This window comes from Kitasatospora sp. NPDC056184 (assembly GCF_042268405.1).
In the GTDB taxonomy this organism is placed as follows: Bacteria; Actinomycetota; Actinomycetes; order Streptomycetales; family Streptomycetaceae; genus Kitasatospora.
Genome location: NZ_JBHJUI010000014.1, coordinates 11,978 through 36,794 on the forward strand (window position 1 = coordinate 11,978; position 24,817 = coordinate 36,794).

Consider the following 24,817-nt stretch of genomic DNA (forward strand, 5'->3'; position numbering starts at 1 on the left):
GCCGCGTTCGGTTCCGGGCCTCGGACGGTCGCGATGCCCTCGGCGACCGTCCGGGTCCGGTCCCCGCGCCCTGTCCCTGGGCGCGGGGGCGGACGCCTCGTCAGGCGTCGGTCTTCACCGGCTCCCGGCCGGAGGTCAGGTCCGCCGTCCGGTTGCCCTCGGTCACGATGACCGCCGGCTTGACGGTGCGGATGAGGAAGGGGACGGCGCCGGCGACGGCGCAGACCACCGCGGCGGTCCAGAAGGCGTGCCGGTAGGCGTCCAGGGTGGGCAGCGAGACCGGGATCGGGAGCTTCATGGTGTCGCCGGTGAGGACGGCGGCCATGACGGCGGTGCCGATCGCGCCGCCGACGGTGCGCAGCACGGCGTTCATGCCGTTGGCGATGCCGCTCTGCTCGACCGGGACGGCGCCGTTGATGTAGGCGGGCATCGCCGAGAAGGCGAGGCCGATGCCGAGGCCGAAGATCGCCGAGGAGAGGTAGATGTCGCCCTCGTGGCTGTGCCGCAGGGCCAGGTAGGCCATCGAGACCGCGCCGAGGGCGCCGCCGAGGACCAGCGGCAGGCGCGGGCCGCGGCGGGCGATCAGCAGGGCGCCGAGCGGGGCGGCGACCATCGAGCCGAGGGCGGAGGGCAGCAGCATCACACCGGCGTGCAGCACGGTGGCGGTGAAGCCGTAGTGGGCGAGCTTCTCCGGGGTCTGCGCGAAGTTGCTGATGACCATGAACGAGCCGTACATGCCGAAGCCGATCAGCAGGCCGGCGAGGTTGGTGAAGGCGACGGCCGGACGGGACATCATCGTCATGTCGACCAGCGGGTGGGCGACCTTGACCTCGATGACGCCCCAGATCAGGGCGACCACGGCGGCGACGGCGAACAGGCCGAGGGTCCTGGTGGAGGTCCAGCCCCAGTGGTTGCCCTGGCTGACCGCGACCAGCAGGGCGGAGAGCCAGCCGGCCAGGGTGAGCGCGCCGAGCGGGTCGGCGCCGCCGTCCTTGTCGGTGACCGGGTCGGTGGGGACCCGCAGGGCGACCAGGGCGACCGCGATCAGGCCGAAGACCAGGCCCATCCAGAAGATCGACTTGTAGCTCCAGTGCTCCAGCAGCAGGCCGGTGGCGACCAGGCCGAGGCCGCTGCCGACGCCCATCGAGGCGCTGATGGCGGCGACGCCGCCGGTCACCTTCTGCTTGGGCAGCTCGTCGCGGACGATGCTGATGGCCAGCGGCAGCACGCCGCCGCCGGCGCCCTGCAGCACGCGGGCGACGACCAGCCAGGTGAAGGAGTGGGTGGAGACCGCGAGGGCGGAGCCCGCGACCAGGCCGGCCAGCGAGATCAGCAGCATCGGCTTGCGGCCGCGCAGGTCGCCGAAGCGGCCCAGGAGGGGGGTCAGCACGGCGGCGGACAGCAGGTTGGCCGTCATCAGCCAGGTGATGCTGGAGCCGGAGACGCTCAGTTCCTTGGCGAGCGAGGGCAGGATCGGGACGACCGCGGTCTGCACCACGCTGAACGACAGCATCGCCAGGATGAGGGCCGGCAGGACCCGGGCGCTGCTCTGCTTCTCGGCCGCGGTGGTGGGCTGTGGTGCCTCACTCACGGTTGCTTCCTCCCGTACATAGTGAATGAACTGAAGTAACCATGCAGGGAGATACTTCAGTGTGTCAAATATTCATTGGTTAAGCCTTGGTAAAAAGGAAGGACCCCGGCTGCGGCGGCCGGGGTCCTGCGGTAAGGGGGGAGCGGGGTCAGGCGAGCGGGCGGGCCGGCACCGGGCGGGCGGGCGGCGGCGAGGTCGGGGCGGCCGGGGAGTCGTCGTGGACCTCGACCTGCTCGCGCCGCAGCTCCTCGCGGACCACCTCCTCGGTGGTGTACCGCTCGACCACCAGGCGGACCCGTTCGAGCGGCGCCAGGTACTTGCGGACCACCGGGCGCTCCTCGCGCAGGGCGACCTCCTCCACGGCGTCGGCGATCTCCTTCTCGTCCAGCGCGGCGCGCTCGGCCTCGCCGACCGGGACCCGTTCGACCCGGACCCGCTCGTGGACCACCGGGATCCGGCGCTCCACCTGTTCGGTGGTCACGTACTTGCGGAGTCTGGCGGTGCCGATCACCTGCCACTCGGTGGTGATGTCCAGGCGCTCCTCGCGGCAGGTGATCTCCACCGGGCGGGTGGGGGAGGAGTCGGCGGGGCCGCCCTCCGTCCGGGCCGTCCGCGGCTGAAGCTGCGGCTCGACGGTCGGCTGCGGTGGGGCGGGCGCCGCGGCGGGGGCCGCGGCTGCGGTGGGAGCGGGGGTGGCGGGAGCGGGAGTGGCGGGAGCGGGGGCGGTGGGAGCGGGAGTGGTGGGCGCCGGGGGGGTGACGGGGGCGGGGTTGGTGAGGTGCCGCACGGGGGCCTCCGGGGTGGGGTCGGCCGGCTTGCCGAGATCGGCTGCCCGGTGGAAGGTGAGTTGCTTGGCCGGGCGGGCCGCGCCGGTACCGGGGGCGGCGCCCGTCCCGTTGGTCGGGCCCGTCCCGTTCGCGGCGGGCCGGTGCACCGCCGCGGTGCCGGCGACGGCCGCGGTGCCCGTGCCCGCGGTGGTGCCGAAGTCGAGGTCGTCCGGCTCCGCCCCCGGGTCCTCGCCCGGCGACGGCCGCCCGCCCGCCGGGGCGTCCAGGCCGTAGTAGCGGTAGAGCTGGAGTTCCTGGGCGGGCGACAGGTGCTGGCCCACGCCGAAGTCCGGTGACTCCTTCACCAGGGACTTGTCGTAGGGCACCCGGAGCTCCTCGCCGGAGAACTCACTCGTGGTCAGGGGGACGAAGGCGTCCCGGCCGAAGATGCCGGTCCGGACGGCGGCCCATTCGGGCCGGCCGCTGGCGTCGTCCAGGTACACCTCGTCGATGGTGCCGATCTTGTCCCCGTTGCGGTCGACCGCCTTGTGGCCGATGAGGTCCCGGGGGTCGATGTCGGTCTGCACTCTTTCTCCTCCAGTGCGGTGAGTTCGCGGAACGCCCGCGGGACAGTGCCACTTCACACCAAAAGCCATGAAACGGACGCGCGCGAGCGGGGTGCGGCCGGACGGGCCGGGCGCTGCGCCGGCCGGGTCACCGCAGCCGTCAGCCGCGAAGTCGCCGAAGGGCCTGACGCACCCGTGATCGAGGTGCCTCCCGCTGGTACCCTGGGCGCGACCGCCGAGCCCGCTCGGGAGAGTCCCCGACAGTGGAAGCCGCTGGTCGGGGCGCCGAAGGAGCAACTCCTCCCCGGAATCTCTCAGGCATCCGTACCGTGCGGGATAGGTCACTCTGGAAAGCAGGGCAGGATCGCGGGCGAGGGAGCCGGCGGACCCCACCCTCACCGACGGTGCAAGCCGACGGGGCGTCCCACGGCGCTCCGCGCGGGCGAAGCTCTCAGGTCCCGATGACAGAGGGGGAGGCCTGTCGGGTTCGTCCGACCGGTCCGCTCCGCTGTTGTCCGCAACGGCGGGGCGACCGGCGTGCGCACCCCCGCCGGTCCGTGACCAGGAGGCCTCGACCACCATGAACGCCCAGCCGAACTCGGGACGCCCCACCACCCCCGCGACCCTCACCGAGCTCGAACAGGCCAGCCCCTTCGAGACCCGCCACATCGGCCCCGACGCCGCCGCGCAGGAGAAGATGCTGGCCCAGGTCGGCTACGGCTCGCTGGACGAGCTGGCGACCGCCGCCGTCCCCGAGGCGATCCGCTCGATCACCGCGCTCGACCTGCCCGCCGGCCGCAGCGAGGCGCAGGTCCTCGCCGAACTGCGCGAGCTGGCCGGCCGCAACACCGTGCTCACGTCGATGATCGGCCTGGGCTACTACGGCACCCACACCCCGCCGGTGATCCTGCGCAACGTCATGGAGAACCCGGCCTGGTACACCGCGTACACCCCGTACCAGCCGGAGATCTCGCAGGGCCGCCTGGAGGCGCTGCTCAACTTCCAGACCCTGGTCTCCGACCTGACCGGCCTGCCCACCTCCGGCTCCTCCCTGCTGGACGAGGGCACCGCGGCCGCCGAGGCGATGGCCCTGGCCCGCCGCGTCACCAAGGTCAAGGGCGGTGTCTTCCTGATCGACGCCGAGACCCTGCCGCAGACCGTCGCGGTGATCAACACCCGCGCCGTGCCCACCGGCGTCGAGGTGGTCGTCGCCGACCTGTCCGAGGGCATCCCGGCCGAGATCGCCGAGCGCGGCGTCTTCGGCGTGCTGCTCCAGTACCCCGGCGCCACCGGCGTGGTCCGCGACCTCGCCCCGGTGATCGAGCAGGCCCACGGCCTGGGCGCGATCGTCGCCGTCGCCGCCGACCTGCTCGCCCTCACCCTGCTGAAGTCCCCGGCCGAGCTGGGCGCCGACATCGCCTGCGGCACCTCCCAGCGCTTCGGTGTGCCGATGGGCTTCGGCGGCCCGCACGCCGGCTACCTCGCGGTGCGCGCCGAGTACGCCCGCTCGCTGCCCGGCCGCCTGGTCGGCGTCTCCGTCGACGCCGACGGCAACCGCGCCTACCGCCTGGCCCTGCAGACCCGCGAGCAGCACATCCGCCGCGAGAAGGCCACCAGCAACATCTGCACCGCCCAGGTGCTGCTCGCCGTGATGGCCTCGATGTACGCCGTCTACCACGGCCCGGACGGCCTGGCCGACATCGCCCGCCGCACCCACCGCTACGCCGCCGCCCTCGCCGAGGGCCTGCGGGCCGGCGGCGTCGAGCTGCTGCACGGCGAGTTCTTCGACACCGTCACCGCGGTCGTCCCCGGCCGCGCCGCCGAGATCGCCGCCGCCGCCCGCGCCCAGGGCATCAACGTCTTCCAGGACGGCGCGGACCGGATCTCGGTCTCCGCCGACGAGACCACCACCCGCGAGCACCTGGCGGGCGTCTGGGCCGCGTTCGGCGTCGAGGGCGTCGAGGTGGCGGAGAGCGCCGACGCGCTGCCCGCCGCGCTGCTGCGCCAGGACGAGTACCTGACGCACCCGGTCTTCCACAGCCACCGCTCGGAGACCGCCATGCTGCGCTACCTGCGCCGCCTGTCGGACCGGGACTACGCGCTGGACCGCGGCATGATCCCGCTGGGCTCCTGCACCATGAAGCTCAACGCGACCACCGAGATGGAGTCGGTGACCTGGCCGGAGTTCGGCCAGCTGCACCCCTTCGCGCCGGTCGACCAGGCCGAGGGCTTCCTCACCCTGATCCGCGGGCTGGAGCAGCAGCTGGTCGAGGTGACCGGCTACGACGCCGTCTCCATCCAGCCGAACGCCGGCTCCCAGGGCGAGCTGGCCGGCCTGCTGGCCGTCCGCGCCTACCACCACGCCAACGGTGACGTCCAGCGCGACATCTGCCTCATCCCGTCCTCCGCGCACGGCACCAACGCCGCCTCCGCGGTGATGGCCGGCATGCGCGTCGTCGTGGTCAAGACCCTGGTCGACGGCGACGTCGACGTCGAGGACCTCAAGGCGAAGATCGAGCAGCACCGCGACAACCTCGCCGTGCTGATGGTCACCTACCCGTCCACCCACGGCGTGTACGAGACCCAGATCACCGAGATCTGCGGCCTGGTGCACGAGGCCGGCGGCCAGGTGTACGTCGACGGCGCCAACCTGAACGCGCTGGTCGGCCTGGCCAAGCCGGGCAAGTTCGGCGCGGACGTCTCGCACCTGAACCTGCACAAGACCTTCTGCATCCCGCACGGCGGCGGCGGCCCGGGCGTCGGCCCGGTCGCGGTGCGCGCGCACCTCGCGCCGTACCTGCCGAACCACCCGCTCCAGGAGGAGGCCGGCCCGGCCACCGGCGTCGGCCCGATCTCGGCCGCCCCGTGGGGCTCGGCGGGCATCCTGCCGATCTCCTGGTCGTACGTCCGGCTGATGGGCGGCGAGGGCCTCAAGCGCGCCACCCAGGTCGCGGTGCTGAGCGCCAACTACATCGCCAAGCGGCTGGCCCCGCACTTCCCGGTGCTCTACACCGGCCCCGGCGACCTGGTGGCGCACGAGTGCATCATCGACCTGCGCCCGCTCACCAAGGAGACCGGCGTGACGGTGGACGACATCGCCAAGCGCCTGATCGACTACGGCTTCCACGCGCCGACCATGTCCTTCCCGGTGGCCGGCACGCTGATGATCGAGCCGACCGAGTCCGAGGACCTGCACGAGATCGACCGGTTCTGCGACGCGATGATCGAGATCCGGGCCGAGATCGAGAAGGTCGGCTCGGGCGCCTGGGCGGCGGACGACAACCCGCTGCACAACGCCCCGCACACCGCCGCCACGCTGGCCGGCGACTGGGCGCACGGCTACACCCGTCAGGAGGCGGTCTTCCCGGCCGGGGTGAACCCGGCGGACAAGTACTGGCCCCCGGTCAGCCGGATCGACGGCGCGTACGGCGACCGCAACCTGGTCTGCTCCTGCCCGCCGCTGGACGAGTACGGCGTCTGACCGGCACACGGCACACGGCAGGGCCCCGGCGGATCCGTCCGCCGGGGCCCTGCCCGTCGCCTTCGTTCCCCCGTGGCGGTCCGGCGGCTCAGACCGCGCTCGCGGCCGGGCGGCGCGGGGCGATCACCCGGCCGTCGGGCAGCAGCTCACCGGTGTCCTCGAACAGCAGGACGCCGTTGCAGAGCAGGCTCCAGCCCTGCTCCGGGTGACAGGCCACCGGGACGGCGGCCTCGCGGTCCTCGGACTCGGCCGACGGACACTCAGGACGGTGCTGGCACATGCGTACCCTCGCTTCGCTCTGCGATCCTCCCCGTGACGCGGCGCCGCCGGTGGCCGACGGGCGCCGCCGCGGTGGTCGGATCCTGTCCGGCGCCGGGCCAGGTGTGGACCGGCGCTCAAGTGGGTAGGACAGGCGGTCCTTCCACGCTGGTTCCCAGTGTCGGCATCTGCGGACGCGCGCGCAGCGATTTCGTGACATGCGCCACAACCCCCGGGCAGAGATCACCCGTTCAGGTGGTCGGGAGGCCGGGACGGCACCGGACGGGCCATCCGGCGGACGGCCCGGTCGGGCCATGCCGGATGGCCCGTCCGGGTGGCGGCGGGCCGGGGGCGGGAGCTCAGAGCGCCCCGGAGGCGAGCGGGGCGGAGTCCGGCGCGCCGAGCAGCAGCGGCCGGGGGGTGACCGCGGTGCGGGCGACGGGGGTCCGCGCCAGCAGCGGCAGCAGCTCGGCGGCCGGGCGGGCGCGGTGCGCGGTGACGCCCATCGGTGCCGGGGCCAGCGGGATCAGCAGGTCGGCGCCGGGGCCGCCGTCCGGGCTGTGCAGCCACAGGGCCGTCGCGTACTGGCCCGGGAAGGTCAGCAGCCGCGGCTGGCAGCGGGAGCGGGCGGACTGGGCGAGCTGCCAGGCCTCGCGCAGCGCCCGGAGCGTGGAGTCCAGGTACGGACCGGCGGTGAAGTGCGAGAAGGTGTGACCCTCGGCGCCCTGCACCACCTCGGCGGCGGCGGCCACCTCGGTGCCGTCCTTGATGAGGAAGCGCCATCCCGTCCGGCGGGCGGCGGAGAGTTCGGCCCGCGGACCCTCCAGGACGTGGACGGCGAGCGGGTGCGCGGGGAGGAGCGGCCCGGTCGGATGACGCAGCGCGGCGGCGGCCGGTTGGCGCAGCGCGGTCTCCGAGTCGAGCGCGGCGAGGACCGCGCGCAGGGCACTGGGCGGGGGCTGTGGGGTCTGCAGAGTCATGGCAAGGTCGCCTCTCCGTGCGAGATCGGCGTGCGAGTGCGGCATACCGGCATGGCTGGCTGGTGCGTCGGCGGTGACGGAACCTGGGCCTTGTCCGGTTGGGCAGGATCGCGGTGCGGCGCGGCCGTGGTCGCCGGGGGTCTCGCGGCGATGGCGGGCCGGGCCGTGGCGCAGTGCGAATTCTACTCGAACAGGTGCGCAGGGTGACCTGTTTATCACAGGCGGTGGCGCCGGGCAAGTCGGCAGATGAGCTGAAACGGCATCAGTTTCCTTGCAATGCAAGCCAATCGAAGCGTTCGGGTATCGATCTTCGGGGTGGGCATGATGCTTGCACGGTCGGGGGCCGGCCGGCTCAGGAGGAGGAGACCATGGGCGAGAAGGTCGTGGCGACCCGGGCTGACCTGTCGGACCGGCAGATGTACCGGCGCAAGCTCCAGGCCTGTCTCGACGCGCTCGGCCGGATGCTGCGCGAGGAGCGGTTCGACCGCCCGAAGGCCGTCATGGGCGTGGAGATCGAGCTCAACCTGGCCGACCAGCAGGGCCTGCCGCTGCTGAACAACGCCCAGGTGCTCACCTCGATCGGCTCCGCCGACTTCCAGACCGAGCTCGGCCGCTTCAACATCGAGGTCAACATCGCCCCGCACCGGCTCGGCGGGCACGTCTTCGAGGAGCTGCGCGAGGAACTCGACACCGGGCTGAAGTACGCCGACCGGCGGGCCGAGGAGGTCGGGGCGCGGATCGTGATGGTCGGCATCCTGCCGACCCTGGAGCTCGACCACACCGGGCTCGACGCGATGTCCCACAACCAGCGGTACAGCCTGCTCAGTGACCAGATCCTGGCCGCCCGGGGCGAGGACATCACGCTGGACATCGAGGGCGTCGAGCACCTCCAGCTGGAGTCCATCACCATGGTCGCCGAGGCCGCCGCGACCTCGCTGCAGCTGCACCTCCAGGTGACGCCGGAGCGGTTCTCCTCGGTGTGGAACGCCGCCCAGGCGATCTGCGGGCCGCAGCTCGCGCTCGGCGCCAACTCGCCCTTCCTGTTCGGGCGGGAGCTGTGGCGCGAGACCCGGCCGGTGCTCTTCCAGCAGGCCTGCGACACCCGTTCGGCGGAGCTCAAGGCCCAGGGCGTGCGCCCGATCACCTGGTTCGGCGAGCGCTGGGTGGACTCGGCGTACGACCTGTTCGAGGAGAACCTGCGGTACTTCCCGGCGCTGCTGCCGATCTGCGACGACGAGGACCCGGCCAAGGTGCTGGCCTCCGGCGGCGCGCCGCGGCTGGCCGAGATGCGGCTGCACAACGGCACCATCTACCGCTGGAACCGGCCGGTGTACGACGTCAGCGGCGGGGTGCCGCACCTGCGGGTGGAGAACCGGGCGCTGCCGGCCGGGCCGACGGTGGCCGACACGCTCGCCAACGCCGCGTTCTACTACGGCGTGGTGCGGGTGCTGGCCGAGCAGCCCCGGCCGATCTGGACCAGGCTGCCGTTCGAGCGGGCCGACGAGAACTTCCAGCAGGCGGCCCGGTACGGCATCGACGCGGCGTTCCAGTGGCCGCGGCAGGGCCGGGCCGGGCGCGGCGGCGGGCTGACCACGGTGTCCGCCGTCGACCTGGTGCTCAACGAGCTGCTGCCGATGGCGTACCAGGGCCTGGACGCGTGGGGCGTCGAGCCGGCCGACCGGGACCGCTACCTGGGCATCATCGAACAGCGCTGCCTGCGCCGCACCAACGGCGCGTCCTGGCAGAGCGCGACCTTCCACCGGCTGTGCGAGCAGTACGGGATGGAGCGGCCGGCCGCGCTGGCGGCGATGACCCGCCGCTACATGGAGCACAGCCGCGGCGGCGAGCCGGTGCACACCTGGCCGGTGGGGTAGGACCCCGGCGCCCCCGGGCCGCCGGGCGCGCTGTGGAAGGATGATCGCTCCGGTCCGCCGACGGCCGTCCGCCGGCGCCCGGAGCGCCGCCCGTCCGCCGCCCGTGCTGGAGCATCCCCGTGACGACCGTCCCGACCGCACCGGAGACCGCGAAGCCGACCCGCCGCCTGCTCGGGGCGGAGCTGCTGATCGTCCTCGGCCTCTCGCTCGGGGCGAGCGGCATCAGCGCGCTGATCAGCTTCACCGGCTCGCTCACCGAAACGATCCGGCTGGGCCAGCAGGTGGCCACCCTGAACGGCTCGCGCGCGCCCGGCCGGCCCTGGCTGGACCTGGTCTGGCAGCTGTACTACATCGGCCGCGGGCTGATGCCGGTCGTCCTGGTCGGCTACCTGCTGGTGCGCGAGGGCGCGTCGCTGCGGGTGCTCGGCTTCGACCTCCGGCGCAAGGCGGCCGACCTCGGCCGGGGCGCGGCCGTCGCGGCGGCGATCGGCGGTTCGGGGCTGGCGCTCTACCTGGCCTCGCAGGCGGCCGGCTACAACCTGACGGTCGCGCCGTCCGGCCTGCCGGAGGTCTGGTGGCGGATCCCGGTGCTGGTGCTGTCGGCCTGGCAGAACGCGATCCTGGAGGAGGTCGTCGTCCTCGGCTACCTGCTGCGCCGGCTGGGGCAGCTGGGCTGGTCGTGGCCGGCGGCGCTGGCGGCGAGTTCGCTGCTGCGCGGCTCGTACCACCTGTACCAGGGGGTCGGCGGGCTGGTCGGCAACATCGTGATGGGCGCGGTGTTCTGCCTGCTGTACCGGCGGTGGGGGCGGGTGATGCCGCTGGTGGTGGCGCACGCGCTGATCGACACGGTGGCGTTCGTCGGGTACGCGCTGCTCGCCGGGCACGTCAGCTGGCTGCCCACCGGCTGAGCGCGGAGACCGCCCCGGGGCGCGGCGGGCGGGACAGCAGCCGGTCCACGTGGTGGCGCTCCAGGCCCTGGCCCGGGTCGACGGTCAGCAGCAGGCGGTCGCGGCGCAGCAGGGAGTTGCGGACCAGCCGGGGCGGGATGACGTCGTCGACCCAGGCGAACGGGCGGCCGGCGGCGTAGCGCAGCAGGGGCGCCCACTTGCGGGCGGAGAGCAGTTCCATGATCGGTACGCGCGGGTCGCCCGGCTGCGGGACGTAGCCGGTGAAGCGGACGAAGGGCAGCTCGGGCAGGCCGATCGCGGGGGAGATGTGGGTGTTGGCATGCTCCTCCCAGGTGGTGGCCCACACGAGGTCGTAGCGGTCGGCCAGCTCGCGCAGCCAGGCGCCGTGCCGGGCGGAGAGCAGCACGGTGTAGCCGAACAGGGTGTGGGCGTCGAAGTCGGCCCCGGGGTCGGGGCAGACCGGGTTGAGCACGCCGTCGACGTCCAGGAACAGCAGTGGCTTGGGCATCAGGTGTCCCTCGGGTCTCATCCGTCGTCACCTGGTCGGACGTGCCGGGCCCTCCGGCGGTTGCCCGCCGGAGGGCGCACACGGGGGCGCACGCGGTGCGCCCGGCGGTTTCAGCCGGTGCCGGCGGGGGAGGGCCGCCGGTCGGCGGGCTCCACCGGGTCCGGGACGGCGCGGCGCCGGGAGAGCCGGCGGACCTCCGGCTCCAGCAGCACGGCGGCGCTGAGCACCAGGGAGATCACCGCGCAGGACCAGAGCGCGCCGGACAGGCCGAGCCGGTCGGCGACCGGGCCGGCCAGCGCGGTGCCGAGCGGGGCGAGTGAGAGCGAGCCCAGCTCGTCGTAGGCGGTGACCCGGGAGAACGCCTCGGGGGGTATCTCCTGCTGCAGCGCGATCATCCAGTTGACGCCGAAGACGGTGACGCCGACGCCGGAGAGGAACATCGACGCCCAGAGCACCGGCAGCGGGGCGGAGGCCGCGAGGGCGACCGCGGGCAGGCCGAACAGGAAGACGCCCCAGTTGCCGGCCAGCAGGATCCGGCGCGGCTGCCAGCGGGCCATCAGCACGCCGGTGGCGACCAAGCCGAGGCCGTAGGCGGCCATCGCGAGGCCCCACGCCTGGGCGCCGCCGAGCCGCTCCTTCGCGACGGCCGGCCCGTACACCGCCTCGACCGCGCCGACGCAGGCGACCAGGACGGAGAACTGGAGGACGATGACCCAGAGCCAGCGGCGTGAGGCGAACTCCTGCCAGCCCTCGCGCAGGTCGCGGAGCATGCCGCCGCCCCCGGCCGGGTCGGCGGGCGCCTGCGGCTCCAGCAGGAAGCGCAGCGCGGCGGCGGCCAGGAAGCAGACCGCGTCCAGGGCGAGCACCCAGCCGGCGCCGACCGCGGCGGTCAGCGCGCCGCCGAGTGCGGCGCCGCCGATCTGCGAGCCGTTGAAGCCCATCCGGTACACCGAGAAGGCGCGGGCGGCGTGCTCGGGGGCGACGCTCTCCATGATCATGCCGCCGGCGGCGGGGGAGTAGAAGGCGTAGCCCGCTCCGGCGCCGGCCGAGAGCAGCATCAGCTGCCAGAGGGCCGGATCGCCGGTCAGCACCAGGGCGGCGAGGGCGCCCTGGAAGACGGCGCTGAACACGTTGGCCGCGACCATGACGTGATGGCGCGGCAGCCGGTCGGCGAGGGCGCCGCCGACCAGCAGCAGCAGGACGGTCGGCAGCAGCCGGGCGGCGGTGACGTAGCCGACGTCGCCGGTGGAGCCGCCGTTGTCCAGGACGGCGAAGGCGGTGGCGATCGGGGCGCCGGCGTTGCCGAGGCCGCTGACCACGGTGGCGGCGGTCTGGATCCGGAAGTTGCGGCTCGCCCAGGCGAGGCGGGCGGTGGCCGGGGACGGGGGTTGGCTCTGCACCCCGTGACTATGCCGGGACGGATGGTCCGTGTCCATCCGATTCGCGGTCCCGGCGATGCTCCCGGCCGGGGCGGCCTCCCGGCTCAGCCGAGGTGGCCCCAGAGGAAGGTGAGGGTGCGCCGCCAGGCGATCCCGGCCTGCAGCGGGTCGTAGGTGCCGAGCAGGTTCTCCTCGTTCATGAAGGCGTGCCCGGCCGGGTAGAAGTGGATCTCCGGGCGGACGTCGGTGGCCTCGCCGATCCGGATCGCGGCCTCGTCCACGGCGGCCATCGGGATCGAGCGGTCGTGCTCGCCGTAGTGGCCGAGGACATGGGCGGTCAGGCCCCGGTACTCGAAGTCCGGGTCGGACGGCAGGCCGTAGAAGGGGACCGCCGCGGCGACCCGGTCGCCCTCGGCGGCGGCCAGCAGCAGGGCGAAGCCGCCGCCCATGCAGAAGCCGACCACCCCGACCGCGTCGCCGACCACGCCCTCCAGGCCGAGCAGCAGGTCGACCGCGCCGCGCAGGTCCCGCACCGCCCGCTCGACCGGCAGCTCGCGCCTGAGCCGGGCGGCCTCGGCGCTGTCGTGGGTGGTCGTGCCGCCGAAGAGGTCCGGCGCGAGGACGGTGAAGCCCTCGGCGGCGAACCGGTCGGCCACGCCGGCCAGGTACGGGGTCAGGCCCCACCACTCCTGGACCACCACCAGGCCGGGGCCGACGCCCTGCGGCGGGCGGGCCAGGTAGCCGTGGGCCTCGCGGCCGTTGCTCGGGAAGGTCACGTTCTGCCGGGAGCCGCCCTGGTCAGGCATGGCTTCCTCTCGGGGGACGGGCCGCCGGGCGCGGCGGCGGGTCGGTGGCCGGGGGCGTGGAACGGCGGGGCCCGTCGGCCCGCCGGGGGAGGGGGCGGCGCGGGCCCGCCGGGTCAGCCCATCTCCTCCAGGGCGCGGCCCTTGGTCTCCTTGATGCAGAAGGCCACGAAGGGGATGGAGAGCAGCGCGAAGACCGCGTAGATGACGTAGGTCGCCGACAGGTTCCAGTCGGCGAGGTCGGGGAAGCTGACGGTGATCGCCCAGTTGGCGATCCACTGGGCGGAGGCGGCGACGGACAGCGCGAGCGCGCGGATCCGGTTCGGGAACATCTCGCCGAGCAGCACCCAGACCACCACGCCCCAGGAGAAGGCGAAGCAGAACACGAAGACGTGCGCGGCGATCAGCGCGACCACCGCGTGGGTGTTGTCCAGGGTCGCGGTGTCGCCGGTGCCCTCCCGGTAGGAGAAGGCCCAGGCGGCGGTGCCCAGCGCGGCGGCCATGCCGATCGAACCGGCCAGCGCGAGCGGCTTGCGGCCGATCCGGTCGACCAGGGCCATCGCGACCACCGTGCCGATCACGTTGATGATCGAGGTGGAGAGGCTGATCAGCAGCGAGTTGGACTCGTTGATGCCGACCGACTGCCAGAGGAAGGAGGAGTAGTAGAAGATCACGTTGATGCCGACGAACTGCTGGAACACCGAGGCGCCGATGCCGACCCAGACGATCGGCAGCAGGCCGAACCGGCCGCCCAGCAGGTCCTTGAGCCGCGGCTTGCGGGCGGACTCCAGCACCGCGCGGATCTCGGCCACCCGAGCGTCGAGGTCGACGTCCTCGCCCTCGACCTCGGTCAGCACCCGGCGGGCCTGCTCCTCCCGGTGGTCGGCGATCAGGTAGCGCGGCGACTCCGGGATCGCCAGCGCCATCAGCCCGTAGACGAGGGCCGGGATCGCCTCCACGCCGAGCATCCACTGCCAGGCCTGGATGCCGCCGAGGTGGCCGGTGGACTCGCCGCCGGCGGCCTGGTTGAGCGCCCAGTTGGCGAGCTGGGAGACGGTGATGCCGAGCACGATCGCCATCTGCTGGAAGGAGGCCAGCCGGCCGCGGTAGGCGGTCGGGGCGACCTCGGCGATGTAGGTCGGGGCGATCACCGAGGCGATGCCGATCGCCACGCCGCCGACCACCCGCCAGGTGGCCAGGGTCTCGATGTTCGGCGGGAACATCGAGCCGATGCCGCTGGCCGCGAAGAGGAACGCGGCGAGCAGCATGGTGCGCACCCGGCCGAGGTGGTCGGCGAGCCGTCCGGCCGCGACCGCCCCGGCGGCCGAGCCGAGCAGGGCGATGGCCACCACGAACGCGGTCGTGCCGTGGCCCACCTCGAAGTGCTTCTGGATGCCGGTCACCGCGCCGTTGATCACCGCGCTGTCGTAGCCGAACAGGAAGCCGCCCATCGCGGCGGCGGCGGAGATGAACACGACGTGCCCGAGGTGCGCCTCGCCGGAAGCCGGATGGGTGTGGGTACTCGACACGCGCGCTCCCCGGGGTCGACGGTCCCGCCCGCGCGGCCGAGCGGGCGGGGTTCGTCTCACATTCGATCAGCGCCGGGGGGCCCGCGTCGCGGCGGCTGGGCCGAACGGGTGACGGTGTGTCAGGTGGACGCGCGGGTGCCGGGCGCGGGGGAGCCGGTGCGCGCCGTCCGGCGCCCGTTGCGGCGCAGCAGCTGGGCGCGGGCGGCGGCGTCCAGGGGGCGGGCGCGTTCGGCGAGCCGGTCGGCCAGTGCGAGCTGCTCGTCGACCGGCTTCTTGTCGTCGTACTTGAACTTGGCGCGCACCTCGCGGACCGTCAGCCGCAGCCCGGTCAGGCCGGGCAGCAGCCGGCCGAGCTCCCCCTCGCCGGGGGCGACCCGGAGCCGCGGGGACTCGGGCTGGAAGTGGGCCAGCTGGCGGTTGAGGATCTCGGCCTTGCCCGCCGCGTCCTCCACCGTCGCGGCGGTGGCGTGGAACTGCACGGAGGCGTAGAAGCTGGTCGGGGTGCCGGGCGCGCCGCGCCAGTGGCCGGGGGCGTAGGCGTAGTCGTCGGTGACCGCGAGGGTGACCTCCGGGTCCGCCCGGACGGCCGCGAGCAGCGGGTTGGGCGCGGCCAGGTGGAGCAGGATCTCGCCGCGGTCGGCGTCCAGCAGGAAGTGGGTCGGCACCAGCACGGGGCCGCGGCCGGGCCCGCCGTTGGCGGCGAGCAGTCCGAAGTCGCGGCCCTCGGCGAGCCAGGCGCGCCACTCGTCCTCGTCGCCCCGGTCCCAGGAGCGGATCAGCATCGGGGCCTCCGGTCAGGCGTCGGGCGCGGCGGTGAGCGCGGCGAGGTTCGCGGGCAGCGGTACGGCGGTCGAGGCGTCCGGCAGGGGCGCGCCGTACCCGGTGGTGACCGGGACGAGGCCGGCCCAGTACGGCAGGGCGAGGTCCTCGGGGTCGTCGTCGGCGAGGTCGGCCCGGGTCTTGGCGGAGACCTCGTCGAGGTCGAGGCGGATCACCGCGGTGGCGGCGAGCTCCTTGGCGTTGGCGGGGCGCACCTCGGCGGAGCGGCCCGGGACCACCTGGTCGACCAGCGCGTCCAGCGCGACCGCCAGCTCCTCCGGGTCGGTGACCTGGTGCGCGGTGCCGTGGGCGACCACCGAGCGGAAGTTGAGCGAGTGGTTGAACGCCGACTTGGTCAGCACCAGGGCGTCGACCAGGGTGACGGTGACGCAGACCGGCAGGCCCTGCCCGCCCCGGGCCCCGCGCAGCGGCCGGCTGCCGGTGGAGCCGTGCACGTAGAGGCGGTCGCCGACCCGGGCGTGGATGGTGGGCAGCACGACCGGCGCCCCGTCGGCGACGAAGCCGAGGTGGCAGAGGTACGTGGCGTCCAGGATCGCGTGGATCGCCTCGCGCTCCCACGTGGCGCGGTCCTTGTAGCGCGTCGGGGTGGTGCGCGGGGTGCGGGGGTAGGACGTGTCGCCGTCCGGCGTGGTCGACATGACAACCTCTATGTACTAGTGCATACTCTTTTTTGTGCTAGGAGACTATCGGATCACCGGACGGCGTGCCAGCGATATCGCGGCCGAGGTCGAGCGGGGCGTCAGCGCCGGCCACCTCGCCCCCGGGACGCCGCTGCCGCCGCTGCGCGACCTCGCGGCCGAACTCGGCGTCAACCCCAACACGGTGGCCGCGGCCTACCGCCTGCTCCGCGACCGCGGCGTGATCGAGACCGCCGGCCGCAAGGGCAGCCGGATCCGTCCGCGCCCCGCCCACACCCCGCGCGACCAGATCCGGCTGCCGGTGCCGCCGCACGCCCGCGACCTCGCCGACGGCAACCCCGACCCGGCGCTGCTGCCCGACCTCACCGCGGCCCTCGCGGCCGCCGCCGAGGCCGCCCGCCGCGCCCCGGTCCGCTACGGCGACCCGGCCGCCGACCCCGGGCTGCTCGCCCTGGCCGGCGCGGCCTTCGCCGCCGACGGCCTGCCGTCCGGGCCGATCGCCGTCGCCTCCGGCTCGCTGGACACCATCGAGCGGATCCTGGTCACCCGGCTGCGCCCCGGCGACGCCGTCGCCGTCGAGGACCCGGGCTGGGGGAGCCTGCTCGACCTGCTGCCGGCGCTCGGCCTGCGCACCGTGCCGGTCCGGCTCGACGACGCGGGCCCGCTGCCCGGGTCGCTCGCCGAGGCCCTGGACGGCGGCGCGCGGGCGGTGGTCGTCACCAGCCGGGCGCAGAACCCGACCGGCGCCGCGCTCACCGCCGTGCGGGCCGCGGAGCTGCGCGCCGTACTGGCCGGCCGTCCGGAGGTGCTGCTGATCGAGGACGACCACGGCCAGGGCATCGTCGACCAGCCCTACCACCCGCTGGCCGGGGCGGGGTCGACGCACTGGGCCGTGGTGCGCTCGGCGGCCAAGGCGTACGGGCCGGACCTGCGGCTGTCGGTCGCGGTCGGGGACGCGGACACCGTCGGGCGGGTGCTCGGGCGCCAGCGGCTGGGGGCGGGCTGGGTCAGCCATCTGCTCCAGCACACGGTGGCCGAGCTGTGGCGCGCCGACGCGGCGCCGGTCGCGCGGGTGGCCGCCGCCTACCGGGCGCGCCGGGAGGCGCTGATCGGCGCGCTGGCCGAGCGGGGGATCGCGGCGCACGGGGCGAGCGGGCTGAACGTGTGGGTGCCGGTGCCGGACGAGGCCGTCGCGCTCGCCGCGCTGGTCCAGCGCGGCTGGGTCGCGGCGCCCGGCGCGCGCTACCGGCTGCAGTCGCCGCCCGGGCTGCGGATCACCGTCGCGCGGCTGGACCCGGCGGACGCCCGGCGGCTGGCCGGCGACCTGGCGGCGGTGCTGGGCGGGGCGGACGGGATCGCCGGGCCCGGCGCGGACGGTACGGCGTCGCGGCTGATCTGACGACGGCGCCGGACGGTACCGGGCGGCCACCGGCGACCGGGAGCGGTCCGACGGCGGCCTCCCCTCCCGCGCGCGGGAGGGGAGGCCGCCGGGGCCGGTCAGCCCTTGGCGAGCAGTGCCTGGGCGTGCTCCCTGACCTGGTCCTTCGTCAGATAGGCGTCGGTGTACTCGAAGTCGCGCAGCCGGGCGGGCTGGCGGGCGAGGAAGCCGGTCCGCACGAAGTCGTCGCCGGCGGTCGCGTTGAGCAGCCAGTTGGCGCCGACCCGGAACTTCGCCGCGTTGGTGCGCATCGCCATCAGGTGGTAGCCGCGCGCCACCAGCTGGGCCGGCACGCCGCGCAGCTCCACCCCGACCGGCTTGGAGACCGCGTCCTTGCCGCCGAGGTCCACGACCAGGCCGAGGTCCTTGTGGTAGTACGGCTCCAGCGGCTGGTTGCGCAGCGCCGCGATCACGTTGTTGGCCACCGCCTTGCCCTGGCGGGCCGAGTGCTGGGCGGTCGGCGGGCAGACCGCGCCGTCGCCCTTGGAGAGGTCCGGCACGGCGGCGGCGTCGCCGAGCGCGAAGACGCCCTCGAACTGCGGCACCCGCATCTCCGCCGTCACCGCGAGCCGCCCGCGCACCGTCTCGGCGTCCAGGGTGGCGATCAGCGGGCTGGCCGCGACGCCGGCCGTCCAGATCAGCGTCCGGCAGGGCAGCACCCGGCCGTCGGTGAACTTGACCGACTCGGCGCCGACCTCGGCCACCGACACGCCCAGCGACACCTCGATGCCGCGCTCGCGCAGCACCTCCAGGGCGGCGGTGCCGAGGGCGTCGCCCAGTTCGGGCATCAGCTTGGGCGCGATGTCGATGAGGTGCCACTTGATCTGCCGGGCGTCCAGCCGCGGATAGCGGTGCGCGGCCGCGGTGGTGAGCCGCTGGAGGCAGGCGGCGGTCTCGGTGCCCGCGTAGCCGCCGCCGACCACCACGAACTGCAGCCGGGACTCCCGCTCCTTCTGGTCCTGGCTGGCCGAGGCGAGGTCCAGCTGGGCGATCACGTGGTCGCGGACGTAGGCCGCCTCGGCGAGCGTCTTCATGCCGCGCGCGTAGTCGGTCAGGCCGGGGATGTCGAAGGTGCGGGTGACGCTGCCGGGGGCCAGCACCAGGTAGTCGTACTTCTGCGCGACCACCTCGTCGGTGATCTTGCGCACCACGCAGACCTTGGAGACCGGGTCCACGCCGATCGCGCCGCCGGGGACGATGTGGGTGCGCCGCAGCGAGCGGCGCAGCGAGACGGCCACCGACTGGGGTGTGAGCACCCCGGCCGCCACGTGCGGCAGCAGCGGCAGGTAGAGCTGGTAGCTGAACGGGGTGACCAGGGAGATCTCCGCCTCCGCGGGGGAGAGCTTGCGCTCCAGACGGCGCGCGCACTCCAGTCCGGCGAAGCCGCCGCCCACGATCAGGATCCGGGCTCGTTCCATCGTGCGTCCCTCACAGTGCAGGTTGGTACCTCACGGCGCAGCCGTCGCGCTGCGGGTCGTGGCCGTCGGGTGCCCCGATTACTGTCCGCCACACTCGCACGGAGCAGCCGGGGCTGCCACCGGGGCGACCCGGGCGGGCGAGCGTGCCGAGCGACACCCGCCGCGTGCATATGCCCGATAGGCTGTCCGGCGTGCTCCCCGAGGTGACGGCGGTCCGTTATGTGACGCCACTGCGAGAAGGCGGCTCGATGCCGGGCCTGGTCGAGGCCGACGACCGGCGGCTCTACGCGCTGAAGTGGGTCGGCGCGGCCCAGGGCCGCAAGGCGCTGGTCGCGGAGGTGCTGGCCGGCGAGCTCGGCCGGCGGCTCGGCCTGCCCGTGCCGGAGCTGGTGACCGTGGACCTGGACCCGGTGCTGGCCCGCAGCGAGCCGGACCCGCGGATCCAGGACCAGATGCGCGCCAGCGGCGGGCTCAACCTGGGCATGGCCTTCGTCAGCGGCGCGCTCAACTTCGACCCGCTCTGCTTCGAGGTGGACGCCGGGCTGGCCGGGCAGGTGCTCTGGTTCGACGCGCTGATCGGCAACGTCGACCGCTCCTGGCGCAACCCCAACCTGCTGGTCGCCACCGGCGGCCTGCGGCTGATCGACCACGGCGCGAGCCTGATCTTCCACCACCACTGGGCGGGCGCCGCCGACTGGACCCGCCGTCCGTACGACGGCTCCGACCACGCGCTGCTGGGCGCGGAGCCGGACCTGCTCGCGGCCGACAAGGCGCTCGCCCCGCTGGCGGAGGCCGCGATCGAGGAGGCGGTGGCGCAGATCCCGGACGTCTGGCTGGCGGACGAGCCCGGGTTCGACTCGCCCGGCGCGGTGCGCGAGGCGTACCGGGCCCGGCTGACCGAGCGACTGGCCGGTCCGCGCGACTGGCTGCCGGAGGTGTCCGCATGACCGACTCCCGTCTCTCCGGCCCGTCCGACCACGGGCTGTCCGAGTCCCGGCTGTCCGACGCGGAGTTCGGCGGCTCCTGGTCGAGCGGTTCCTGGTCCGGCGACTCCTGGTCCGCCGGTTCGGGGCCGTCCGACCGGGGCTCGGCGGAGCAACGGGCCCCCGGGGCCGCGCGGTCGCCGCTGTCCGGCCGGGCCGAGCTGCACGACTACGAGTACGCGGTGATCCGGGCGGTGCCCCGGGTGGAGCGCGGTGAGTGCGTCAACGTGGGCGTGCTGCTGTACTGCCGGCAGGGCCCCCACCTGGCCGCGCGGACGCACCTGGACCAGGCGCGGCTGCTGGCGCTGGACCCGGTCGCCGACGTGGCCGCGGTGCGGCGGGCGCTGCAGGGGATCGAGGCGGTCTGCGCGGGCGGTCCGTCGGCCGGTCCGGCCGCGGCGGACAGCCCGGGGCAGCGGTTCCGCTGGCTCACCGCGCCGCGCAGCGCGGTGCTGCAGCCGGGGCCGGTGCACACCGGGCTGACCGCGGATCCGGACACGGAGCTGCGGCGGCTGTTCGACCAGTTGGTGCTCTGAGTGGACGGCCTCCGGGCCCGGCGGTTCGGCCGCCGGACCTTTGCCGTGCTCAAATCTTGAGTTACTGAAGCAGTCGGTCGTAGGCTGACCTCATGGGTTCGACGACGACCACTTCGGTACCGACCAACGCCCAGCTGATGGAGGCGCTGGCCGCCGTCGGCGGTGCGTACTTCCAGGACTTCGCGGCCGCCGCGGCCCGGCACGGCCTCTCCTCCTCGCAGGCCAAGGCGCTCGGCGCCGTCCAGGAGCCCGTGCCGATGCGCGCACTGGCCGGGCGGCTCGGCTGCGACGCCTCCAACGTGACCGGGATCGTCGACCGGCTGGAGGCGCTGGGCCTGGCCCGCCGGGAGGCCTCGGCGGGCGACCGGCGGGTCAAGATCGTGGTCATCAGCGAGCAGGGCCGGGAGATCCTGGCGCTGATCCGCGGCGAGATGGGCCGCACCCACCAGGCCTTCGAGCGCCTGAGCGACGAGCAGCGCGCGGCGCTGCACTCGATCTGCGTCCAGGTCCTCCCGGTGCTCAGCGGGCGTACCGCCTAGCCGTCGGCCGGCTGCGCCGACCGCGCCGTCAGGGCCGCCGCGAGGACCGGCGGCAGCGGGGTGTGGTGGAGCAGGGTGAGGCGCCGGGTCGCGCGGGTGAGGGCGACGTAGAGGTCCGGCGCGCCCTGGGCGAGCAGGGCGGCCGGGTCGACCAGGACGACCGCGTCGAACTCCAGGCCCTTGGCGGACCGGACGGTCAGCGCGCCCAGGGCGGCGGCGTCGGCGTCCGGGGCGATCACCCCGAGGGTGCCGGGGCCGGTGGGCAGGGCGGCCAGGGCCGCGGCGTAGTCGCCGTCCGGGACGGGCAGGACGCGCGGGCGGTCGGGGGTCTCCCGGACGGCCTCGGGCGGCTCCTGGCCGGGCGCGTGGGCCCGCAGCACCGCCGCCGCCGGCGCCATGATCGCGGCCGGGGTGCGGTAGTTGACGGTGAGCCGCTCCTCGCGCCAGCGGTCCGGCAGCTCGCGGTCCAGCACCTCGGCCCAGGACGACCGGGCGCCGGCCGGCGAGGCGGTCTGGGCGAGGTCGCCGACGATCGTCAGCGAGCGGGTCGGCACCCGGCGCAGCACGGCGCGCCAGGCCATCGCGGACAGCTCCTGCGCCTCGTCGACCACCACGTGCCCGTACGCCCACGTGCGGTCTCCGGCGGCGCGTTCGGCGGTGGTGCGGTCCGGGCCGGTGTCGCGGAACCGTTCGGCGAGCAGCCCGGCGTCCAGGGTGGCGTCGCCCTGCTGGCCGGTGACGGTGAGCACGCCCTCGGCGTAGGCCCGCTCCTCCTCCAGCGTCCGCTCGGCGGCGCGCGAGCGGGCCCGGGCCGCGGTGCCGTCCTCGCCGAGGAGTTCCGCCGCCTCGTCGAGCAGCGGGACGTCCCCGGTGGTCCACGGCGTGCCGGCCGGGCGCAGGACGGCGGCGCGTTCGGCGGGGGAGAGGCCGGGGGCCGCGACGGCCAGCAGGGCGGGGTCGGAGAGCAGCCGGTCGATCAGCCGACGGGGCGTCAGGACCGGCCACAGGGCGTCGAGTCCGGCGCGGATCCCGGGCTGTGCCCAGAGTTCGCCCGGTGCGTGGCGGGCCTCCTCCTCGTCGTACGGGCGGCCGAGGGAGAGCGCCTGCGCCACCGCGAGGGCGTCGAGCAGGGTGCGCAGGAAGAACGCGCGGGCCCGGTTGTGGGGCAGGCACAGTCCGCGCGCGGCCCGCCGGGCCTCGGCGCAGACCCGGTGGGGCAGCCGCAGGCCCTCGCCGAGCAGCAGGTCGCCGGCGGGCAGCGACTGGTGGGCCCCGACGGCGCGCCGGACCGCGTCCGCCATCCACGGCCCGCCCTTGACCACCGCGGCGGCCGGTGCGTCCTCGGCGGTGGCCCGCACGCCGGGGAACAGCTCGCCGACGGTGCGCAGCACCACCTCGGTCTCGCCGAGCGCGGGCAGCACCTGGTCGATGTAGCGCAGGAACGCCGGGTTGGGGCCGAGGACCAGGACGCCGCGCCGCTCCAGCACCGCGCGGTGGGTGTACAGCAGGTAGGCGGCGCGGTGCAGGGCGGTGACGGTCTTGCCGGTGCCCGGGCCGCCCTGGACGACCAGGGCGCCGGGCAGCGGGGCGCGGATCACCCGGTCCTGCTCGGCCTGGATGGTCGCGACGACGGTGGCCATCCGGCCGGTGCGCTCGCGGTCGAGGGCGGCGAGCAGCGCCGCCTCGCCGACCAGGCCGCGCCGGCCGCCCTCGTCCAGTCCGGCCAGGTCGAGCGCCTCGTCGTCCAGCCCGACGAGGGTGCGGCCGCGGGTGTGCAGGTGGCGGCGGCGGACCAGCCCGCCCGGGTCGGCCGGGGTGGCGGTGTAGAAGGGGCGGGCGGCGGGGGCGCGCCAGTCGACCAGCACCGGCTCGTAGGTCTCGTCCAGCTCGTCGCGCAGGCCGATCCGGCCGATGTGGCGGACGGTGCCGTCGCGGTGGTCGAGGCGGCCGAAGCAGAGGCCGCGCTCGACGGCGTCCAGCCGGGCGGCGCGGCGGGCGGCCTCGGCGGCGCGCAGTTCGCGCTCCAGCCGGGCCTGGTGGGTGCCGCCGGGGCCGGCCTCGCGGCCGGCCGCCGCGAGGGTCCGGCGGGCGCGCTCGCGGGCGGCGTCCAGATGGGCGTAGAGGCCGGTCAGCCGGGCCTGTTCGGCGCGCAGCGCCTCGGCGAGGAGGGCGTCCGGGTCGGCCGGTGGAGGGGGAACCGCTGGAGATCCGTTCACGGGTGTGGTATCCTTGCGGTGAGGAGTTTTTAGGGCACTCATTCTCGATGGCTCAAGTGCCCCAGCCTACCCGAGCCCGGGCCGTTCCGGCTGACCTCGGCTGTTAGGCTTGCGAAGCGTGAGCGCGAAGCCCCAGATCCCCAATGTCCTGGCCTCCCGGTACGCCTCGGCGACCCTGGCCCAGCTCTGGTCCCCCGAGCACAAGGTGGTCCTCGAGCGCCATCTCTGGCTCGCCGTCCTGAAGGCCCAGCAGGACCTCGGCGTCGAGGTGCCCGCCACCGCCGTCGCCGACTACGAGCGGGTCGTCGACCAGGTCGACCTCGGTTCCATCGCCGCCCGTGAGCGGGTCACCCGGCACGACGTCAAGGCCCGGATCGAGGAGTTCAGCGAGCTCGCCGGCCACGAGCAGATCCACAAGGGCATGACCTCCCGGGATCTGACCGAGAACGTCGAGCAGCTGCAGATCCGGCAGTCGCTGGAGCACGTGCGCGACCGCACCGTCGCGGTGCTGGTCCGCCTGGGCCGGCTCTCCGCCGAGCACGCCGAGCTGGTCATGGCCGGCCGCTCGCACAACGTGGCCGCGCAGGCCACCACCCTGGGCAAGCGCTTCGCGTCGATCACCGACGAGCTGCTGGTCGCCTTCCGCCGCCTGGAGGAGCTGATCGCCCGCTACCCGCTGCGCGGGATCAAGGGCCCGGTCGGCACCGCCCAGGACATGCTCGACCTGCTCGGTGGCGACACCGACAAGCTCGCCGACCTGGAGCGCCGGGTCGCCGCGCACCTCGGCTTCGAGAACGTGCTCACCAGCGTCGGCCAGGTCTACCCGCGCTCGCTGGACTTCGAGGTGCTGACCGCCCTCGTCCAGCTGGCGGCCGCGCCGTCCAGCCTGGCCAAGACCATCCGCCTGATGGCCGGCCACGAGCTGGTGACCGAGGGCTTCAAGGAGGGCCAGGTCGGCTCCTCGGCGATGCCGCACAAGATGAACACCCGCTCCTGCGAGCGCGTGAACGGCCTGGCCGTGATCCTGCGCGGCTACGCGTCGATGACCGGCGAGCTGGCCGGCGACCAGTGGAACGAGGGCGACGTCTCCTGCTCCGTGGTCCGCCGGGTCGCGCTGCCGGACGCCTTCTTCGCCTTCGACGGCCTGCTGGAGACCTTCCTGACCGTCCTCGACGAGTTCGGCGCCTTCCCGGCCGTGATCGAGGCCGAGCTGGACCGCTACCTGCCGTTCCTGGCCACCACCAAGGTGCTGATGGGCGCGGTGCGCGCGGGCGTCGGCCGGGAGACCGGGCACGAGGTCATCAAGGAGCACGCCGTCGCCTCCGCGCTCGCGATGCGGGCCGGCGCCCGGGAGAACGAGCTGCTGGACCGGCTGGCCGGCGACGACCGGATCCCGCTGGACCGGGCCGCGCTGGACGCGCTGCTGGCCGACAGGCTGTCCTTCACCGGTGCCGCCGGCGCGCAGGTCGCCGAGGTCGTCCGCCAGGTCGAGGCCGTCGCGGCCGCGTACCCGGAGGCCGCCAAGTACGCGCCGGGCGACATCCTCTGACGGACCGCCGGGCTTC

At 74.6% G+C, this 24,817-nt stretch carries 20 protein-coding genes and 1 riboswitch; of the genes, 8 read left to right on the forward strand and 12 right to left on the reverse strand.

All coding sequences use genetic code 11. The annotated features are described in order from the left end of the window. Window positions 1-100: 100 nt before the first annotated feature. Together ACFC0B_RS26015 and ACFC0B_RS26020 are read right to left on the reverse strand one after the other, a co-directional pair. Window positions 101-1,591, reverse strand: a complete 1,491-nt coding sequence (locus tag ACFC0B_RS26015) for an MFS transporter (RefSeq protein ID WP_376090370.1) — start codon at window positions 1,589-1,591, stop codon at window positions 101-103. A 148-nt stretch (window positions 1,592-1,739) separates the two neighbouring features. After that, window positions 1,740-2,945: a PRC and DUF2382 domain-containing protein gene (locus ACFC0B_RS26020; protein WP_376090373.1), complete on the reverse strand. Its 1,206-nt coding sequence runs from the start codon at window positions 2,943-2,945 to the stop codon at window positions 1,740-1,742. A 215-nt stretch (window positions 2,946-3,160) separates the two neighbouring features. Next, a riboswitch (glycine riboswitch) is annotated at window positions 3,161-3,264 on the forward strand. Window positions 3,265-3,504: 240 nt separating this feature from the next. Between ACFC0B_RS26020 and gcvP the strand changes: the two genes are divergently transcribed. Beyond that, complete coding sequence (gcvP, locus tag ACFC0B_RS26025) at window positions 3,505-6,405, forward strand: aminomethyl-transferring glycine dehydrogenase (RefSeq protein WP_376090376.1); 2,901 nt, start codon at window positions 3,505-3,507, stop codon at window positions 6,403-6,405. An 88-nt stretch (window positions 6,406-6,493) separates the two neighbouring features. Here the strand turns inward: gcvP and ACFC0B_RS26030 are convergent, their stop codons facing one another. Next, a complete protein-coding gene (locus ACFC0B_RS26030; RefSeq protein ID WP_266273201.1) occupies window positions 6,494-6,685 on the reverse strand; it encodes a DUF5999 family protein in 192 nt (63 codons plus the stop codon). A gap of 337 nt (window positions 6,686-7,022) precedes the next feature. Then, complete coding sequence (locus ACFC0B_RS26035; protein WP_376090379.1) at window positions 7,023-7,643, reverse strand: hypothetical protein; 621 nt, start codon at window positions 7,641-7,643, stop codon at window positions 7,023-7,025. A gap of 368 nt (window positions 7,644-8,011) precedes the next feature. On the opposite strand from ACFC0B_RS26035, the gene ACFC0B_RS26040 reads away from it, so the two are divergent. Together ACFC0B_RS26040 and ACFC0B_RS26045 are read left to right on the forward strand one after the other, a co-directional pair. After that, the gene (locus tag ACFC0B_RS26040) at window positions 8,012-9,517 is read left to right on the forward strand and encodes a glutamate--cysteine ligase (protein WP_376090382.1); all 1,506 of its coding nucleotides are present in this window, start codon (window positions 8,012-8,014) and stop codon (window positions 9,515-9,517) included. Between the two features lie 113 nt (window positions 9,518-9,630). Further along, window positions 9,631-10,425, forward strand: coding sequence for a CPBP family intramembrane glutamic endopeptidase (locus tag ACFC0B_RS26045; RefSeq protein WP_376090809.1), 795 nt, complete (start codon window positions 9,631-9,633; stop codon window positions 10,423-10,425). Here ACFC0B_RS26045 and ACFC0B_RS26050 read toward each other — a convergent pair. The 6 genes from ACFC0B_RS26050 to ACFC0B_RS26075 all read right to left on the reverse strand — a co-directional run bounded on the left by ACFC0B_RS26050 (window position 10,403) and on the right by ACFC0B_RS26075 (window position 16,122). Beyond that, window positions 10,403-10,933 (reverse strand): HAD domain-containing protein, encoded by a 531-nt coding sequence (locus ACFC0B_RS26050; protein ID WP_376090385.1) that lies wholly within the window; start codon window positions 10,931-10,933, stop codon window positions 10,403-10,405. The genes ACFC0B_RS26045 and ACFC0B_RS26050 overlap by 23 nt on opposite strands. Window positions 10,934-11,043: 110 nt before the next feature. Next, on the reverse strand, window positions 11,044-12,333 hold the full coding sequence (locus tag ACFC0B_RS26055) for an MFS transporter (RefSeq protein ID WP_376090388.1): 1,290 nt from the start codon (window positions 12,331-12,333) through the stop codon (window positions 11,044-11,046). Window positions 12,334-12,416: 83 nt separating this feature from the next. Then, window positions 12,417-13,118 (reverse strand): dienelactone hydrolase family protein, encoded by a 702-nt coding sequence (locus tag ACFC0B_RS26060; protein WP_376090391.1) that lies wholly within the window; start codon window positions 13,116-13,118, stop codon window positions 12,417-12,419. Between the two features lie 113 nt (window positions 13,119-13,231). Further along, entirely contained in the window at window positions 13,232-14,644 is a 1,413-nt protein-coding gene (locus ACFC0B_RS26065) for a sugar porter family MFS transporter (protein WP_376090394.1), read from the reverse strand. A gap of 119 nt (window positions 14,645-14,763) precedes the next feature. After that, on the reverse strand, window positions 14,764-15,426 hold the full coding sequence (locus ACFC0B_RS26070; RefSeq protein ID WP_376090397.1) for an FMN-binding negative transcriptional regulator: 663 nt from the start codon (window positions 15,424-15,426) through the stop codon (window positions 14,764-14,766). A 12-nt stretch (window positions 15,427-15,438) separates the two neighbouring features. Next, window positions 15,439-16,122 (reverse strand): pyridoxamine 5'-phosphate oxidase family protein, encoded by a 684-nt coding sequence (locus ACFC0B_RS26075; protein ID WP_376090400.1) that lies wholly within the window; start codon window positions 16,120-16,122, stop codon window positions 15,439-15,441. 34 nt (window positions 16,123-16,156) lie between these two features. On the opposite strand from ACFC0B_RS26075, the gene ACFC0B_RS26080 reads away from it, so the two are divergent. Further along, window positions 16,157-17,521, forward strand: a complete 1,365-nt coding sequence (locus tag ACFC0B_RS26080) for an aminotransferase class I/II-fold pyridoxal phosphate-dependent enzyme (protein ID WP_376090403.1) — start codon at window positions 16,157-16,159, stop codon at window positions 17,519-17,521. A 98-nt stretch (window positions 17,522-17,619) separates the two neighbouring features. Here the strand turns inward: ACFC0B_RS26080 and ACFC0B_RS26085 are convergent, their stop codons facing one another. Then, window positions 17,620-18,978, reverse strand: coding sequence for an NAD(P)/FAD-dependent oxidoreductase (locus tag ACFC0B_RS26085; RefSeq protein WP_376090406.1), 1,359 nt, complete (start codon window positions 18,976-18,978; stop codon window positions 17,620-17,622). Window positions 18,979-19,169: 191 nt separating this feature from the next. Here ACFC0B_RS26085 and ACFC0B_RS26090 point away from each other — a divergent pair, with 191 nt between their 5' ends. From ACFC0B_RS26090 to ACFC0B_RS26100, 3 genes are all read left to right on the forward strand, one after another. Further along, on the forward strand, window positions 19,170-19,925 hold the full coding sequence (locus ACFC0B_RS26090) for a HipA family kinase (protein WP_376090409.1): 756 nt from the start codon (window positions 19,170-19,172) through the stop codon (window positions 19,923-19,925). 179 nt (window positions 19,926-20,104) lie between these two features. Beyond that, window positions 20,105-20,497: a DUF3037 domain-containing protein gene (locus ACFC0B_RS26095; RefSeq protein ID WP_376090812.1), complete on the forward strand. Its 393-nt coding sequence runs from the start codon at window positions 20,105-20,107 to the stop codon at window positions 20,495-20,497. Between the two features lie 92 nt (window positions 20,498-20,589). Next, window positions 20,590-21,036 (forward strand): MarR family winged helix-turn-helix transcriptional regulator, encoded by a 447-nt coding sequence (locus tag ACFC0B_RS26100; RefSeq protein ID WP_376090412.1) that lies wholly within the window; start codon window positions 20,590-20,592, stop codon window positions 21,034-21,036. Here ACFC0B_RS26100 and ACFC0B_RS26105 read toward each other — a convergent pair. Beyond that, window positions 21,033-23,252: a HelD family protein gene (locus ACFC0B_RS26105; protein ID WP_376090415.1), complete on the reverse strand. Its 2,220-nt coding sequence runs from the start codon at window positions 23,250-23,252 to the stop codon at window positions 21,033-21,035. The two genes, ACFC0B_RS26100 and ACFC0B_RS26105, sit on opposite strands and share 4 nt — an antisense overlap. Before the next feature lie 109 nt (window positions 23,253-23,361). Between ACFC0B_RS26105 and purB the strand changes: the two genes are divergently transcribed. Further along, window positions 23,362-24,801 carry an adenylosuccinate lyase gene (purB, locus tag ACFC0B_RS26110; RefSeq protein WP_376090418.1) on the forward strand — a complete coding sequence of 480 codons (1,440 nt, stop codon included), beginning with the start codon at window positions 23,362-23,364 and terminating at the stop codon, window positions 24,799-24,801. Window positions 24,802-24,817 lie beyond the last annotated feature (16 nt).

Bases quoted from the DNA above. Each gene is read 5' to 3' on its own strand.
- ACFC0B_RS26100 (WP_376090412.1), top strand. From the start codon at position 20,590: ATGGGTTCGACGACGACCACTTCGGTACCGACCAACGCCCAGCTGATG.
- gcvP (WP_376090376.1), top strand. From the start codon at position 3,505: ATGAACGCCCAGCCGAACTCGGGACGCCCCACCACCCCCGCGACCCTC.
- ACFC0B_RS26035 (WP_376090379.1), bottom strand. From the start codon at position 7,643: ATGACTCTGCAGACCCCACAGCCCCCGCCCAGTGCCCTGCGCGCGGTC.
- ACFC0B_RS26050 (WP_376090385.1), bottom strand. From the start codon at position 10,933: ATGCCCAAGCCACTGCTGTTCCTGGACGTCGACGGCGTGCTCAACCCG.
- ACFC0B_RS26070 (WP_376090397.1), bottom strand. From the start codon at position 15,426: ATGCTGATCCGCTCCTGGGACCGGGGCGACGAGGACGAGTGGCGCGCC.
- ACFC0B_RS26040 (WP_376090382.1), top strand. From the start codon at position 8,012: ATGGGCGAGAAGGTCGTGGCGACCCGGGCTGACCTGTCGGACCGGCAG.
- ACFC0B_RS26060 (WP_376090391.1), bottom strand. From the start codon at position 13,118: ATGCCTGACCAGGGCGGCTCCCGGCAGAACGTGACCTTCCCGAGCAAC.
- ACFC0B_RS26075 (WP_376090400.1), bottom strand. From the start codon at position 16,122: ATGTCGACCACGCCGGACGGCGACACGTCCTACCCCCGCACCCCGCGC.
- ACFC0B_RS26030 (WP_266273201.1), bottom strand. From the start codon at position 6,685: ATGTGCCAGCACCGTCCTGAGTGTCCGTCGGCCGAGTCCGAGGACCGC.
- ACFC0B_RS26085 (WP_376090406.1), bottom strand. From the start codon at position 18,978: ATGGAACGAGCCCGGATCCTGATCGTGGGCGGCGGCTTCGCCGGACTG.